Source organism: Streptomyces puniciscabiei (assembly GCF_006715785.1).
In the GTDB taxonomy this organism is placed as follows: domain Bacteria; phylum Actinomycetota; class Actinomycetes; order Streptomycetales; family Streptomycetaceae; genus Streptomyces; species Streptomyces puniciscabiei.
Genome location: NZ_VFNX01000001.1, coordinates 713470 through 729013, shown reverse-complemented (window position 1 = coordinate 729013; position 15544 = coordinate 713470). Strand labels below are relative to the sequence as shown.

At 70.9% G+C, this 15544-nt stretch carries 13 protein-coding genes; 2 read left to right on the top strand and 11 right to left on the bottom strand.

Annotated elements, in window-relative coordinates:
- The 11 genes from FB563_RS03340 to FB563_RS03285 form a co-directional block, all read right to left on the bottom strand.
- Positions 1-810, bottom strand: coding sequence for an alpha/beta fold hydrolase (locus FB563_RS03340; RefSeq protein ID WP_055704434.1), 810 nt, complete (start codon positions 808-810; stop codon positions 1-3).
- Positions 803-1387 carry a TetR/AcrR family transcriptional regulator gene (locus FB563_RS03335; protein WP_055704435.1) on the bottom strand — a complete coding sequence of 195 codons (585 nt, stop codon included), beginning with the start codon at positions 1385-1387 and terminating at the stop codon, positions 803-805. The genes FB563_RS03340 and FB563_RS03335 overlap by 8 nt, the downstream gene beginning before the upstream one ends.
- Positions 1388-1501: 114 nt before the next feature.
- Positions 1502-2818, bottom strand: a complete 1317-nt coding sequence (locus FB563_RS03330; protein ID WP_055704452.1) for a jacalin-like lectin — start codon at positions 2816-2818, stop codon at positions 1502-1504.
- 64 nt (positions 2819-2882) lie between these two features.
- Positions 2883-3116, bottom strand: coding sequence for a hypothetical protein (locus tag FB563_RS03325; RefSeq protein ID WP_055704436.1), 234 nt, complete (start codon positions 3114-3116; stop codon positions 2883-2885).
- Complete coding sequence (locus FB563_RS03320; RefSeq protein ID WP_055704437.1) at positions 3101-3928, bottom strand: MFS transporter; 828 nt, start codon at positions 3926-3928, stop codon at positions 3101-3103. The genes FB563_RS03325 and FB563_RS03320 overlap by 16 nt, the downstream gene beginning before the upstream one ends.
- 97 nt (positions 3929-4025) lie before the next feature.
- The gene (locus FB563_RS03315) at positions 4026-6917 is read right to left on the bottom strand and encodes a glycoside hydrolase family 2 TIM barrel-domain containing protein (protein ID WP_199832724.1); all 2892 of its coding nucleotides are present in this window, start codon (positions 6915-6917) and stop codon (positions 4026-4028) included.
- Between the two features lie 12 nt (positions 6918-6929).
- The gene (locus FB563_RS03310; RefSeq protein ID WP_055704439.1) at positions 6930-7745 is read right to left on the bottom strand and encodes a carbohydrate ABC transporter permease; all 816 of its coding nucleotides are present in this window, start codon (positions 7743-7745) and stop codon (positions 6930-6932) included.
- Positions 7746-7768: 23 nt separating this feature from the next.
- Positions 7769-8734 (bottom strand): carbohydrate ABC transporter permease, encoded by a 966-nt coding sequence (locus FB563_RS03305; RefSeq protein ID WP_055704440.1) that lies wholly within the window; start codon positions 8732-8734, stop codon positions 7769-7771.
- A gap of 20 nt (positions 8735-8754) precedes the next feature.
- The gene (locus FB563_RS03300) at positions 8755-10017 is read right to left on the bottom strand and encodes an ABC transporter substrate-binding protein (protein ID WP_055704441.1); all 1263 of its coding nucleotides are present in this window, start codon (positions 10015-10017) and stop codon (positions 8755-8757) included.
- Positions 10018-10571: 554 nt separating this feature from the next.
- On the bottom strand, positions 10572-11813 hold the full coding sequence (locus FB563_RS03290) for an ROK family transcriptional regulator (protein WP_055704453.1): 1242 nt from the start codon (positions 11811-11813) through the stop codon (positions 10572-10574).
- 152 nt (positions 11814-11965) lie between these two features.
- Positions 11966-13228, bottom strand: a complete 1263-nt coding sequence (locus tag FB563_RS03285) for an FAD-binding protein (RefSeq protein ID WP_055704442.1) — start codon at positions 13226-13228, stop codon at positions 11966-11968.
- A gap of 158 nt (positions 13229-13386) precedes the next feature.
- On the opposite strand from FB563_RS03285, the gene FB563_RS03280 reads away from it, so the two are divergent.
- Together FB563_RS03280 and FB563_RS03275 are read left to right on the top strand one after the other, a co-directional pair.
- Positions 13387-14064 (top strand): pyridoxamine 5'-phosphate oxidase family protein, encoded by a 678-nt coding sequence (locus FB563_RS03280; RefSeq protein WP_055704443.1) that lies wholly within the window; start codon positions 13387-13389, stop codon positions 14062-14064.
- Positions 14065-14122: 58 nt separating this feature from the next.
- On the top strand, positions 14123-15466 hold the full coding sequence (locus tag FB563_RS03275; protein WP_055704444.1) for a radical SAM protein: 1344 nt from the start codon (positions 14123-14125) through the stop codon (positions 15464-15466).
- Positions 15467-15544: the final 78 nt, after the last annotated feature.

The window sequence follows — 15544 nt, the reverse complement described above, 5'->3', positions numbered from 1 at the left end:
CTACCCGGCGGCCCGGGAGCCGGAGGGGGACAGCGCGTCCACGAGACACCTGGCGAACTCCGCCGGATGCTCAAGGGCGCCGAGATGGCCGCCGGGGAACTCCGTGAACGCGCCATCCGTCGACTCCGCCGCCGTCACGGCCGTACGGTGCAGCAGCCGGCCCCGGGAGCCGGTGCCCGCGCCGAGGGTGAGACGCGCGGAGACGGACCGCAGGGCGGTCGTGTCCGACACGTGAGCGGTGAACGGGAGCAGTACGCGGGTGAGGAAGACACCCATGGGCGTACTCAACTCTTCCTCTGCCGAAGGCGGTTGCACTTCCCCGGGGTCGGGTGCGGGGGTGCCGTCGAGCCCGGCGGCCAGCCGGGCCCCGGCCGCCCGCAACCCGGCCGCCCGACAGGTGCCGGCCACCTCGGCGAACATCGCCCGTTGCCGGTCCGCGTCCGGGAGGAGCTGCACGACGGGCGGCTCGTGCGCGACCACGTGCGCCAGCCGCCCGGGATGCCGGGCGAGCAGGTCCAGCGCGGCGATGCCGCCGGAGCTGGTCCCGAAGACGTACGCGGACGCGCCCTGCGGAAGTACCGCCTCCAGCACCCGGTGCGCGCCTTCGCTCCAGTCCGCCACCCGCTGCTCGGGCACCGGCAGGCCGAGCCGGCCGTGCGCGAGGCCCAGCGGGTCGTACGTCACCACGGTGAAGTACGCGGCCAGCCGCTCGGTCAGCGGCCCGAGCCCCATCGGATGCCCGGCCCCGCCGGGCAGGACCAGCAGCACCCGGCCGCTGCCCGTGACGTCGTAGTGCGGTGGTTCAGTCATCGGTCTTCTTCTCCCGGGGCCAGTGGGTGAGGGCCAGGTGCAGGGCGTCGATCGCCTTGTCCCAGGAGGCCCGTACGGCCCGGTCCGCACCGAAGCCGCCGGCGGACTCCAGGGCGCAGTAGCCGTGGAAGGTGCTGCGCAGCAGGCGTACGGCGTCGGTCAGGTCGGGCTCGTCGAGGCCGTACGCGCGCAGCATGCCGTAGGTGATCTCGGCAGTGCGGCGCATGGCGGGGGCGTCGGCGACGAGGGACTGGTCGATGCGGATCTGGGTGGCGGCGTAGCGGCCGGGGTGCTCCAGGGCGTAGCCGCGGTAGGCGCCGGCGAAGGCGGCCAGCGCGTCCTTGCCCGCGCGGCCCGCCACGGCCGCCGCGATCCGGTCGATCAGCTCGCCACCCGCGTGCAGCGCGAGCCGGGTGCGCAGGTCCGCGAGGCCCCTCACGTGCGAGTACAGGCTCGCGTCCTTCACGCCGAAGCGGCGGGCCAGCGCGGACAGGGTGACGTTCTCGAAGCCCGCCTCGTCGGCGAGTTCGGCGGCGGCCGTGACGACACGGTCGACGGTGAGACCCGCTCGGGCCATGGGAGCCTGCCTTTCCGGGTCGCCCCGTCCATAACCTAGGGTCTCTAGGTAAGAAGCTAGGTATACCAGGAAATCGGCCGGGGCTCCCACAACCCCAAGAGCCGTGCAGGCAGTTCAGCCGATCGGTGCGTACAGCACGCCCAGCTTGTCGATCTCGTCGCCCGTGCGGCCGGTGAAGCCGACGATCTGCCAGCCGGACGGGGCGGTGAAGGTGGCCGTGTCGGCCGCCGCCGTCCCGGCGGACAGCGTCCGGCCGCGGTCCGTCGTGAACGCGGCCGAGAAGATCCGCGTGTGACCGTCCTTCTGTCCCCCCGTCAGTTTCACCGAGGTGAGGTGTTCCCCGGCGGCGAGGGTGAGGGAGGCGGCCGTACCGCCGGTGCCGCCGTGGTCGAGGACCGTGCCGTCGTCGTGGGTGAGGGACACCGCGTCCAGCCGGGCGCCGCCGCGCAGGGTGAGAGTGCGCGGGGAGAGGGCGGCGGGGAGGTCGCCGGCGTCGGTGAACGCCGTACCGTGCGGGCCGCCGAAGAAGTCGCTCGCCCGGAGGTTCGGGCTGAGCGCGTAGGAGAAGTCGACGGTGTGCGGAAAATGATCGGAAAGGTTTCCGCCGCCGGAGTCGAGGAACTTCGACCACTCGTCGGCGTACCGGGTCGCGGAGAGCGAGACGAGGTTGCTGCCGCGGTAGAGCACCTTGTCCACCACCTCGCAGTCGTTCGGTGGCGCGGACGCAGGGCACAGCAGCGGGTCGGCGCCCTGTGCGGGGGCCGTACCGCCCTTGACCAGCCGCACCCAGGCGTCGGTGAGGTGGTTGTCGTCGACGAGCGTGCGGATGTTGTCTCCGGTGCGGGTGTAGCGGGTGTTGGTGTCACCCATCACGATCACGGCGTTGCCGGCCGAGTTGGCCTGGATGAACCGCGACAGCTGGGTGATGTTGGCGCGGCGGGCGGCGAGGGCGTCGTCGGTGTCGTCGGCGTTGGGGTGGAGGTTGTACAAGTCGACGTAAACGCCTTCCGCCAGGCGTACCCGGGCCAGCGTGAAGCCCTTGGGGGTCAGGCAGTTGGTGCCGGTGCAGTCGTTCCACTTGACCCGCTCGAAGTCCTCGAAGGGATAGCGGGACAGGGTGTTCAGGCCGTCGCCGATGCCCGCGCCGCCGCTGGTCGCCGTGCGGTAAGGGTGGTCGTCGCCCGCGTACAGCGCCGCGTGGTAGTTGAAGTCCTCCTGGACGTTGACGATGTCGTACCCCGCGAGTCTCGGTGAGATCAGCGGGGTGTTGGTGGCCGGATGGCTGGAGCTGAGCCCCTCCGGCAGGCCCGCCACGTTGTACGTCAGCACACTGAACGTCCCCGAGCCGTCGGCCTGCGCCGGGCCGGTGGACAAGGTGAGTCCGGTGAGGGCGAGCGCGCCGGCGGTGAGGGCGCCGAGGAGTCGTCTGATGGGTCGCATGTGTCTCATGTTCATGCCAACTCATCTGTATTTGAAGGGCAGTTGAGAAAACTGTTCAACATTGATCCATGGCCGGATCCCGCGCACGACCCGCGAGCACCGTCGCCGCCAACCCCGCCGCCACCAGCGCGAGCAGCGCCGCCCGGAGACTCGTCGCCCCGGCCGCCAGGCCCACCGCCGGGCCCGCCAGCAGGAAGCCCGGCCACTGGCCGATCGTCACCACCGACACCCCCTCCCCGGCGGGCACCCCGGGCTGCCGGCCCGCCAGGGCGATCACGGCCGGCAGCACACAGGCGACACCGAGTCCACCAGCAGACGGCCCGCCAAGATCGCCACCGAAAAGCAGGTGTACGTCGCCGCACCCAGCGCCGATCCCTCCGCCGGATGGTCCGCCGTGTACACCGAACTCCACTGGGAGGCCGCGCCCTCGACGAACGAACCGAGGAACGCGAGCCCGGCGAGCAGTCGCAACTGCGAGGTGAAGCGACGCCGCAGCGGGCGCCGCTCCTCCCGCCTCGGCCGCTCGCTCACATCGGACGGCAGCCGGCGGCCCAGCACCAGCAGCAGCGCGCCCAGAACCCCGCTGCTCACCGCCATCTGCGCGCCGGGCGGCATCCCGACGGCCGCCGCGAGCGTGCCCAGGGCGCCGCCCGCCAGTACCCCGCAGCTGTACGAGGCATGAAAGCCGGACATCAGCGGACGGCCCCAAGCGCGCTCCACGGCGACCGCGATCGCGTTCACCGGGGTCGCGAGGAAGGTCGCCGACAGCCCCCACACCACCAGGCCCGCCACCAGCGCCGGGACGCTCGACGCACCTGCCAGCACCGGCGCGTTGAGCAGCACCAGCGCTGCGGCGGCCGGACTCAGGCGACGGCTGCCGACCCGGCCGATCAGCAGCGTGATCAGCACCACCACGACGTCCCCGGCCGCCGAACTGGTGCTCACCAGGCCCCAGCGCGCCGTGTCCGGGCCGGCCGCCTCCCGGATCGCCGGGATCTGGGCCATCCATCCGCCCTGCGTGGCCCCGAGCACCACGAAGACCAGCCGTACCGCGAGCCGCGCCGGTAAACCGGTGGCCGTGCCCGGTGCGGTCTCGGTCATCCGTTCACCCCCGTGCTGTCCCCGCCCGCGTACTGACCCGACTCCCGCGGCCGGCCGGGAGAAGAGCCGGCCGCGGTGGGCCTCAGGACCATGTCGGTCAACTGGGCTCCGGGTCGGGGGCAGTGGAGAACACGAAGGAGAACTCGGCCGGTTCGGCCCGCAGGTGGTACGGGGGCAGGGGGCCGGGGCCGCAGGACTGGGAGCCGATGCCGTGCTGGCCGTGGTCCAGGTTCACCCAGACCGTCTCGCCGGGTGCCAGGTCGGTGCGGTGCGTGGCGGCGTCCAGTTGTTCCGTGGTCCAGCGGCGGGCGGTGAGCCAGAACGCCGGGTCGCCCTCGATGCGCAGGCCGCCCAGCTCGGCCCAGCGGACGTCGATGCGGGCGCCGTTCTCCTGCGGGCGGACGTAGGGAGTCTGCATACCGTCCACGGTCGACTGCCAACGGCCGACCGCCGCCGCCGTCCTGGTGTCCGGGTACGCCTCGCCGGGGCCGCCGCCGTACCACCGCACCCGGTCGGCGGCGGACAGTCCGAAGCGGATGCCGAGCCGGGGCAGGGGGACGGTCCAGTCACCCTCGGGGATGGTGCATACAGTCAACCGCAGACGGTCTCCATTCGACGTCCAGCGGTATACCGTCGCCAGGCCCAGCTCCCGCGCCGCCGGCGCCACCCGGGTCCGCACGGTCAGCGTGTGCTCGCCGGTCTCCACCCCGTCCAGCCGGTGCCGCATCCGGTGCAGGCCGAGCTCCCGCCACACCAGCCCGTAGCGCAGGCCGGACTGCCAGGGAGCACCGTCGTCGTTGTCGGTGGTGGCCCGCCACACATCCAGGCGCAGCCCGGAGACGGGTACGCCGCCGATGGCGGTCAGGGCGCCGGTGCGGGCGTCGAAGGTGCCGGGGCCGAGGGTGATCACCCCGTCGCCGGTCACGGGCCGGGCGGTCGCCGCAACCGTGGGCACCGGGCGCTCGGACACCGGGACCTGGCCCCAGGCCACGACATGGCCCTTCGGCGCCCAGGCGGAGTCCGCGGCGAGCGCCGCCCGGACCGTCCAGAGGGCCTCGCCGGGCGGCGCCCCGGCGGGCGGTGCGGGCAGCTTGACGTCGGCGGACTCGCCGGGCGCCAGCGCCGGGACCGACAGCGTCCCGGACTCCACCGTCTCCCCGTCGACCTCGTACGACCACGAGAACGCCAGCGCCGACAGCCCGGCGAAGTCCTGCTTGTTGGTGATCCGGACCGTTCCCGCGCCGAAGTCGCCGAAGTCGCCGGTGATGCCGACCGGTTCGATCACCTTCTTGAACTCGACCAGTCCGGGGGAGGGCTCCCGGTCCGGGAAGAGCAGGCCGTCGCAGACGAAGTTGCCGTCGTGCAGCTCCTCGCCGAAGTCGCCGCCGTAGGCGTGGCCCAGCTCCGGGTGGGCGACGCCGTGGTCGATCCACTCCCACACGAACCCGCCCTGCAGCCGGTCGTACGACTCGAACAGCCGCTGGTAGTCGGCGAGTCCGCCGGGGCCGTTGCCCATGGCGTGCGCGTACTCGCAGAGGACGAAGGGGAGCCCGCGCCGCTTGAGGGTGCCGCCGTCCAGGCCCTGGCCGATCCGCTCGACCTCGGCGTGGTCGGCGTACATCCGTGAGTACACGTCCGTGTCACGGCAGTTGAGGTCGCCCTCGTAGTGGAGCAGCCGGGAGGGGTCCCGGCCCTTGATCCACTCGGCCATCGCGGTCAGGCCGCGACCGGTGCCGGCCTCGTTGCCGAGGGACCAGACGACGACCGACGGGTGGTTCTTGTCCCGTTCGACCATGCGCGCCGCCCGGTCCAGCAGGGCCGGGGTCCAGCGGTCGTCGTCCACGGGGTTGTCCCGCCAGCCCTGCTCGGTGAAGCCGTGGGTCTCCAGGTCGCACTCGTCGATCACCCACAGCCCGTACCCGTCGCACAGGTCGAGAAAGGCCGGGTGCGGCGGGTAGTGGGAGGTGCGGACGGCGTTGATGTTGTGCCGTTTCATCAGCAGCACGTCCTCGCGCATGGTGGCGAGGTCCAGCGCGCGGCCCTTCTCGGGGTGCCACTCGTGCCGGTTGACGCCCTTGAAGAGGACCGGCCTGCCGTTGACCTTGATCAGGCCGTCCGCCAGTTCGACGGTGCGGAAACCGATGCGCAGCGGCACCCGCTCGCCCTCGGTGGCCAGCGTGCCCTCGTACAGCCTCGGGGTCTCCGCCGACCACGGCTCGACCGGCACGGTCACGCTCTCGCCGGTCGCGATGTCGACACCGAGCTCGGAAACGGTTACCCGCCCGTCCACGTCGGAGTCGACGCGCAGGGTTCCGGTGCCGGCGCGGTGGTCGTAGGAGGCGTGCACGAAGAAGTCGAGGGCGGCGCCCGCCGGGCGGTGCAGCAGGGTGACGTCCCGGAAGATGCCCGGCAGCCACCACTGGTCCTGGTCCTCCAGGTAGGAGCCGGCCGACCACTGGTGGACCCGGACGGCCAGGACATTGCCCTCGGGCCGCAGCAGATGGCCGACGGCGAACTCGTGGGGCAGCCGGGAGCCCTTGAACTCGCCGAGGTCCGTGCCGTTCAGCCACACCCGTGCACAGGACTCCACCCCGTCGAAGCGGAGCACGGCGCCCCCGGCCGTGCCGTCCGGCCAGTCCTGTGGCAGGTCGAAGACCCGCAGATGGTCGCCGGTCGGGTTCTCCGTCGGTACCCGCGGCGGGTCGACCGGGAACGGGTAGAGGTGGTTGGTGTAGATCGGGGAGCCGTGCCCCTGCAGGACCCAGTGGCCGGGGACCGGGATCTCCGCCCAGTCACCGGCGTCGTATCCCTCCTCGGCGAAGGAGTCGTCCTCGGCGTCGGCCGTCGGCGACAGCCGGAAGCGCCAGCTGCCGTTCAGTGAGAGAGAGGCGGCGTCGGAGGACGCGTACCAGGCGCGGGGCGGCAGCGCCCCGGAGCCCGGCGAGACGTCCTCGACGTAGTCGGTGACGGTGCGCTTGCTCACAGACATCGGTCTCCTAGCTCAGCCCTTGATGCCGGTCTGCGCGATCCCCTGCACCAGCCAGCGCTGGAGGAAGAGGAACACGAACAGCAGGGGCAGGATGGAAATGGCGGTTGCCAAGAAGATCTCGTGGAAGACGACGGTCTGGTTGGTGATGTACGACGAGAGCGCGACCTGGACGGTCCACGAGCTCGGGTCCTGCCCGATGACCAGCGGCCACAGGAAGGCGTTCCAGCCGTTGATGAAGGTGATCGTGGCGATCGCGGCGAAGAAGTTCAGCGAGTTGGGTACGACGACCCGCCAGTACGCGCCCCAGTGACCGAGCCCGTCCACCCGTGCCGCCTCCTCCAGCTCCTTGGGGAACCCGAGGAAGTACTGCCGGAACAGAAAGCAGGTGAAACCGCTGAACAGACCCGGGACGATCAGGCCCCGGTAGGTGTCCACCCAGCCGAGTGACGACACCAGCACGAAGCTCGGGACGAAGGTCACCGAGGTCGGGACCATCAGGGTGCCGAGGACGACGTAGAAGATCTTGTTGGCGTGGCGGTACGGGATGCGGGCCAGGGCGTAGCCGGCGAGCGAGCACACCAGCAGGATGCCGACGGTCATGGAGACGGCGACGATCGTGGAGTTCAGCAGGGCCCGGGCGAACGGCACCGCCTGGTCGTCGAAGAGCTCGCCGATGTTGCCCCACTGCAGGTGCGTGGGGAAGAACTCCCAGTGCTCTCCGGTGATCGCCGCGTCGGTGGACAGGGCGTTGCGCAGCAGCACGTAGAACGGGATCAGGAAGAGGAAGGCGGCGACACCGGTGGCGATCCAGAGGCCGGTGTTGCCCATCACCCCGCCCCTGCGTTTGGCGGTCACTTGGCGTCCTCACCCCTTCCGAAGCCCATGATCTTGCCCTGGAACAGGGTCACGAGGACGATCAGCGCGGTCAGGATGACGGCTCCCGCGCTGCCGGCGCCGTAGTCCTGTTCCGTGCCCAGGGCGGTGTAGTACAGCTCGACCAGCGGCGGGCGGCCCCAGGTCGTCTTGTCGAGCAGGTTGTAGAACTCGTCGAAGGCCTGGTACGCGGCGATGAGCAGCAGCAGGATCACCGCGGTCGAGGTGGCCCGCAGTTGGGGCAGCGTGATGTGCCGGAAGGTCTGCCAGCCCGGCTTGGCGCCGTCGATGGCGGCGGCCTCGTACAGCTCGGCCGGGATGTTCTGCAGCGCGGCGAGGAAGAGAATCATGTAGAAACCGGACTGCAGCCACAGCCGTGCCGTGACGATGACCAGCCAGTACCAGGGCGGACTGGGGCTCGCCAGCCAGGCGATGTTGTCGATCCCGAACCAGCCGAGGACGGTGTTCATCAGGCCGAAGCGCACGCCGCTGAAGAGGGACATCTTCCAGATCAGCGACGCGGCGACGTAGGAGCACGCGGTCGGCAGGAAGAACACGGACCGGAAGAACGCCCGCATGAACCTGAGCCGGTTCACCAGCAGCGCGAGGCCCAGTGACACCGCCCAGGTGGTCGGCACGATGAACGCGGCGAAGACGGTGAACGTGCCGAGCGAGTGGACGAACTTGGGGTCCGTCAGCATGTACGCGTAGTTGTCGAAACCGATGAACTTCGACGGTGTGACCGTGAAGCGTGCGTCGAAGAAGCTGAGGTAGACGCTCCAGACGATCGGCACGTAGATGAAGAACACCAGCCCGAGGAGGAAGGGGCTGATGAAGAGCCAGAAGTTGAAGGTGCGGCTGCCCCGCAGACCCCGCCAGGTCCGGGCCGGTCGGGCCTTCGCCGGGGCGGGGCCCGCGAGGGCGGGCTTGGTCGTCGTCGACATGTCGTGGTCCGTCCGCCGGCCTATCCGAACAGCTTCTTCAGCTCTCGGCCCACCGTCTTGTCGCACTCGTCCAGGGCCTGCTCCGGGTCACCGTCCTTGCGGACGCAGTTGGCGAGGAGGTCCCACGTCGCCTGGATCATCGCCTGGGTCCAGCCGATGTTGTCGAAGTGCCCGTAGTCGTTGAAGAGCTTGACGCCCTGTGCGGGCAGACCGGACTTGAGCGTGGTGGCCGAGGCGGCGATCGAGGAGCGCGGCGGGATGTGGAAGCCGTACGAGGTCGAGAAGTCCTCCTGGTACTGCTTCTGGTCGATCCACAGCCACTTCACGTACTCCTTGGCCGCGTCGACGTCGCCGCCCTTGGCGTTGACGAACATCGACCAGCCGCCGTTGTAGACCGAGGGCTTGCCGGAGTCGACGGTCTTCGGGAAGGGGAAGATCCCGAGGTCGTCGCCGAGCGCCTTCTGGAACTGCGGCATGGCCCACATGCCGCAGAACTGGATGGCGCACAGGCCCTGGCTGAGCGAGGAGGGGTCCCAGAAGTCCGTCGGGGCGCCGAGGAGGAGGTGGCCGCTGGTGAAGAGCGTGCGCAGCTTCTTCAGGCCCTCGACGACACCGGGCGTGTGGTAGGCGATCCGGTTCTTGTCGTCGAGGGTGTCGGCGCCGGCGGACCAGATCAGCGGGTTGATGATCGAGTGCAGGTCGTTGCCGAGGTAGACGCCCTTCGTCTTGCCGGTGGTGAGCTTGGCGGCGGCCTCGATCAGCTCGTCGAGGGTCTCGGGAACCTTGACGCCGGCCTTCTCGAAGAGCGAGGGCCGGTAGAAGAAGAACTGCGGGTCGTCGATCATCCGGACGCCGTAGACCTTCCCGTCGACCGTGTGCGACTTGATGTCGGCCGCGTTGAAGTCGTCCTTGACCGGGTCGACGATGTCGCTCAGGTCCGCCACCTGACCGCTCTTGACGAGCTGGATCTGCGGGTGGAACTCGAACACGTCGGGCGCGTTCTTGGTGAGCAGCGTGGCGAACAGCTTGCTCTCGTAGTCGGCGCTGGTGATCCACTGCGTGGTCACGTTCGCCTTCTTGTACGCGGCGGCGTACCGCTTGACCGCCTGCTCCACGCCCGGTTCGCCGTAGGCGTGGAACATCTGGGTGAGCTGCTTGCCCGAACCGCTCCCGCCACGCCCGTTGTTGCTGCCGCACGCGGCGAGCGGGGCGGCGACGGCCAGACCGGCGGCGGCCCGGAGTATCGAACGGCGGTCCCAGGTGCTGTTGCTCTGTGCCGACATGGTGACGTCCTTGTCTGTCGAGGCGCGGGTGCTGCTGGGCTGGCGGGACGTTAACCTTCGGCTAAGTCTTCGGCAAGGGGTTGGACGAAGTCTGTTCGAAGCGTTGTTTCTGGTTCGGGATCCTGAACGGGTGGGCGGGACAAGGGAATTGAGGGCCGCCGGGTCAGGGGAGTGGCCAGCAGCCCTCGGTCAGGCAGGAGCGACGGAAGTCCTCGGCGCCGCGGGCCGGGGTGGTGACCGCGACACCACCGCCGCCGATGTCGCAGCGGTACGAGCTCAGTGCCAACCCCTGCCGCGAGAAGAGGAGTTGGGCGACCCCGGCCTGGACCTCGGGATCGAAGTGCTGGAGGTCGTTGACCCACCAGGCGCCGGACGCGCCGATGCTGTCGATGGTCCGGGCGGCGTGCGGGGAGACCTCTGCGGCGGCCGGGGCGGCGTCGGCACTCGCGGGCGGTGAGGTGAGGAGGGCTCCGGTGACAGCCAGTGCGGCGCAGGCCGTGAGCAGCAGGGAGATCTCCTGGTGCGGGGGTGAGGCACGTGCATCCCTTCCGTCGTCATGAAGGCGGTGCGGTACGGCTCCTTGCGTTGCTGCGCTTTCCAGGCCTCTGCCCGACGGACTGCAGCGCCCCTTCGAGCGCGAACGTGGCCGCGCCCAGGGACACCGGGTCGGTGGGGATCGGGGAGAGGACGATCTCGGTGGCGGCCAGCGGTCGGCGCAGCGCGTGCCGGGCGACGGCCTGACGGACCTCGTCGAGCAGCGGCTCGCCCAGCCGGGCGGCGACCCAGCTGCTGAGCACGACCACCTCGGGGTTGAGCAGGTTGATCAGGTCGGAGACGCCGGCGCCCAGGTAACGGGCGGTGTCCCGGACCACCTTGACGGCCACCGGGTCGCCCGCGGCCACCGCGCGGGCCAGCGCGTCGATGCTGGCCGTCTGGTCCTCGGGGTGCAGCAGGGACGAGCGCGGGTCCAGCTCGCGCAGGTTCTGCATGATGCCGGGCGCGCCGACGTACGTCTCCACGCAGCCGTGATTGCCGCAGTGGCACAGCCGCCCGTCCAACACGAGCGTGGTGTGGCCCCACTCGCCGGCGCTGTTGCTCACCCCCCGGTGCAGTCCGCCGCCGAGGGCGAGACCGGCGCCGACCCCCGTGCCCAGGTTGACCACGACCGCGTCCCCGCGGCCCCGCGCGGCCCCGAACCACAGCTCGGCCACCGCGCAGGCGCGCAGCGGGTTGTCCAGGTACAGGGGGTAGGCGATGTGCTCGGCGAGCAGGTCGAGCAGGGGTACGTCGTGCCAGTCGAAGTTGGGCGCGTACTCGGCGACGCCGGTGTCCCGGTCCACCTGGCCCGGCACGCTCACCCCGACGCCGAGCACCCGGGCCGCCTCGACCCCGGCCTGTGCCACCACCGAGCCGACGGCCGCGGCCACATGGCCGACCACCTGCTCCGGGCGGCTCTCGCCGGGCCGCATGTCCTCGTCGGCGCGGGCCAGCACGTTCAGCGCCAGGTCGAACAGCTCGACATGGACGTACGTCTCCGCGATGTCGACGCCGATCAACGCGCCCCCCGACGCGTTGACGGCGACCAGGCCCCGGGGGCGGCCGCCGGCCGAGTCCTCGAACCCCACCTCGGTGATCATGCGGAGGTCGAGCAGTTCGCCGACCAGCGTGGCGACCGTGGCCAGGCTCAGTCCGGTGGCGGCGGCCAGCTCCTGCCGGGAGGTGGGAGACTCGGCGATGATCTGGCGCAGCACCTCGTAGCGGTTCGCGGTGCGGATGTCACGTGATGTGCGCTTCAACGCGGCGGCCCCTCCCATCGGCGTCCAGCCGGACCGGGCCGGGCGGCTCCGGCACCGGAGCGAGCGCCAGGCTATGGGCTGGGAGGGAGTTTCGACAAGGGGTTAGGAAAGGGGCTGAAGAAAGTCCGCCGTGGGGGCGCGCGAGGTGGCCGTCAGCCGGCCAGGAGCTCCCGCACGAAGGCGTTGGTGAACTTCCCCTCCGGATCCAGGGAGCGGGCGAGGCCGCGGAATTCGTCGACGCGTGTGTACCGCCGACGGACCACTGCCGGCGGGACCTCGTACACCTTCCCCCAGTGCGGCCTCGGGTCGAACCGGACCAGCGCCTCCTCCAGCCGGCGCACCACCGGAAGGACGGCCGCCTCGTTCCGCACCCAGGTGAAGTGCAGGGCGACCGAGTTCCGCGCGTGGGCGGGGCTGAGCCACTGCGTGTCGGCGGCGACCGTCCGTACCTCGCAGGTCTGCAGGACACCGGCGACCACCGGCCGCAGGGCGTCGATCCGCTGCAGCGCCTCCACCGCCGCCGTCCGCGGCAGCAGATACTCCGACTGGATCTCCTCCCCGCTGCTCGGCGTGAACTCCGCCCGGAAGTGCGGCAGTCGCTCGTGCCACGGCCCCGGCACACCCAGCTGCTCGGTGCAGTTGCCCGCGGGCATGCCCGGCACCGGGTGCAGCGGCACCCGCGCGGGCGCCGCCCACGGGAAGTCCACCGCGGGCTGGTCCGTGCGCCGCTTGACCCACACCTGCCGGAAACCCGGCTCCCGCCAGTCGGTGAACAGGCTCACGCTGTATCCGGCGGCGGCAACGGCGGCGAAGTCCAGCCCCTCCAGCGGCAGTTCGGTGAACACGTGCTGCTCGACCTCGTACGCCGGCTCCAGGTCGAGGGTGAGCGCGGTGACGACGCCGAGCGCGCCGAGCGAGGTCACGGCACCGTCGAAGCGCGGGTCGCCCCGGCCGATCGTCACCGTCGAGCCGTCCGCGACGACCAGCTCCACCTCCCGTACGGCCGAGGCGAGCGGCCCGTTGCCCACCCCCGATCCATGGGTGCCGGTCGCCACCGAACCGGCCACCGAGATGTGCGGCAGGGACGCCATGTTCGGCAGGGCGAGGCCGTGCGCGTGGACGGCGCCGGCCAGTTCGGCGTAACGGACCCCGCCCGCGACCCGGACCGTGCGCGCGGCCGTGTCGACCTCGATCACCGGCGGCAGACCGACCGTGGACAGCAGGACACCGTCCGCGCCCGGGTCGGCGATCCGGTTGAAGGAGTGCCCGCTGCCCAGCACCCGGACCCGCGCACTGCGCGCGACCAGCGCTGCGAGCGCGTCGAGCGTGCGTGGCCGGTGGAACTCCCGCGCGGTGTAGGTGATGGTGCGCGCCCAGTTGGTGACCGTCCCGGCGGTCTCGGCCGTCCCTGCCACAGTTGCGTCCCTCCCGGAGAGTGCGTGTGCGCCGACCCTCTCATCCGGAATGGTGCGGGAGGGAGACTTGCTACGGATTTCGTTGCGGTAATCGCTATTGATTGACGTTTCTGAAATCTCACTCGCCCTACGGATGCGATATCGGTACCTTCGGCTGTATGACTCAGGAACCGCTTCCCGCCCGCCTGCCCGTCACCGACCGCACCCGGCACCGCAGGCTGCGCGAGCAGGGCAGCCTGGAACGGGCGGAGCTGGAGGAGATCCTCGACGCCGCCTTCGTCTGTCATCTCGGCGTGCTGGTCGAGGGGCGGCCGGTGGTCGTGCCCACAGTGTACGGGCGGGACGAGCGGTGGCTGTATCTGCACGGGTCCGTGGCCAGCCGCAGCCTCGCCGGCGGCGACACCCCCGTGTGCGTGACCGTGACGCACGTGGACGGGCTCGTGCTCGCCCGGTCGGTCTTCGAGCACGGCGTCAACTACCGCAGCGCCATGATCCACGGCACCGCCCGCAAGGTCACCGACCCCGAGGAGAAGCTCGAGGGCCTGCGCCGGCTCACCGAGCACTCCGCGCCCGGCCAGTGGTCGTACGCCCGCCGCCCCAACCGCAGGGAACTGGCCGCCACCACCCTGCTCGCCCTGTCCCTCCAGGAGGCCTCCGTCAAGATCCGCACCGGCGCCCCCGACGACGGCGACGGCCCCGACGCCGCCCTCGGGCTGTGGGCCGGCGTCCTGCCGCTGACCACGCTCTGGGGCGCCCCGGAGCCCGACCCGGCACTGCCGGCCCGGACCGCCGTACCGGACCACATCGCCCGCCGCGCGGGGACCCGGCACGGCTGAGCCACGGGCGGGGGCATACGGTGTAAGCCGTACGCCTGAACCGGGAGGAGACAGACGGATGGGCAGTCGTACCGCGCTGGTCGAGGATCTGATGGAGCGGTTCCCGCACGTACCACGGGAAGCCGTCTTCAAGGAGGACCTGCTCCGCGGCGGCGTCGCCTTCGACCCGTCCGCCCTCAGCGACAACGAGAGCGGCGAGGTCAAGCCCAAGTCGTACTTCATCTTCTCCTTCGACCACGGCACCCTGCCCGAACTCGGCGAGGCCGCGCTGCGGCGCCCGCCGGAGGAGATCATCCTCACCGGGGGACCGTACGACCTGCGCCGTACCGTCGTCTCCGTACGGGTGAACCCCGCCTCGCCGTACCGGGTGGCCGCCGACGACGAGGGGATGCTCGGGCTCTACCTCGACGGGAAGCGGATCGCGGACGTCGGTGTGCCGCCGATGCCGGAGTACTACAAGCACACCCTCTCCAACGGCAAGTCCGTGATGGAGGTGGCCCCGACCATCCAGTGGGGTTACCTGATCTATCTCACCGTTTTCCGGGTCTGCCAGTACTTCGGCGCCAAGGAGGAGTGCCAGTACTGCGACATCAACCACAACTGGCGCCAGCACAAGGCGGCCGGGCGGCCGTACACCGGCGTGAAGGACGTCGAGGAGGTGCTGGAGGCCCTCGAGATCATCGACCGGTACGACACCCAGAAGGCCTCCACCGCCTACACGCTGACCGGCGGCGCCATCACGAAAACGGTTGCCGGGCGCGACGAGGCCGACTTCTACGGCCACTACGCCAAGGCCATCGAGGAACGCTTCCCGGGCCGCTGGATCGGCAAGGTCGTCGCCCAGGCACTGCCCAAGGCCGACGTGCAGCGGTTCAAGGACTACGGCGTGCAGATCTACCACCCCAACTTCGAGGTGTGGGACCGCCGTCTCTTCGAGCTGTACTGCCCCGGCAAGGAGCGCTACGTCGGCCGTGACGAGTGGCACAAGCGGATCCTGGACTCCGCCGACGTGTTCGGCGCGCGCAATGTGATCCCCAACTTCGTGGCGGGCGTGGAGATGGCCGAGCCCTTCGGCTTCACCACCGTCGACGAGGCCATCGCCTCCACCACCGAGGGCCTGCGCTTCTTCATGTCGCACGGCATCACGCCCCGCTTCACCACCTGGTGCCCGGAGCCCACCACCCCGCTCGGCAAGGCCAACCCGCAGGGCGCGCCGCTGGAGTACCACATCCGGCTGCTGCAGGCCTACCGGCAGACGATGGAGGACTTCGGGCTGTCCTCCCCGCCCGGCTACGGCCCGCCCGGACCCGGCCGCGCGGTCTTCTCCGTCAGCTCCTTCATGGACAGCCTGCCCGCGGACGACGCGGCGGCGGACGCCACGGAGGCGCCGGCCGAGGTGTGATGCCGCGCACCGGACAGGCGGAGGGTCCAACCGGGCCGGCGGAGGGTCGAGCCGGTCCGGCGGGGGGTCGAGCCGGTC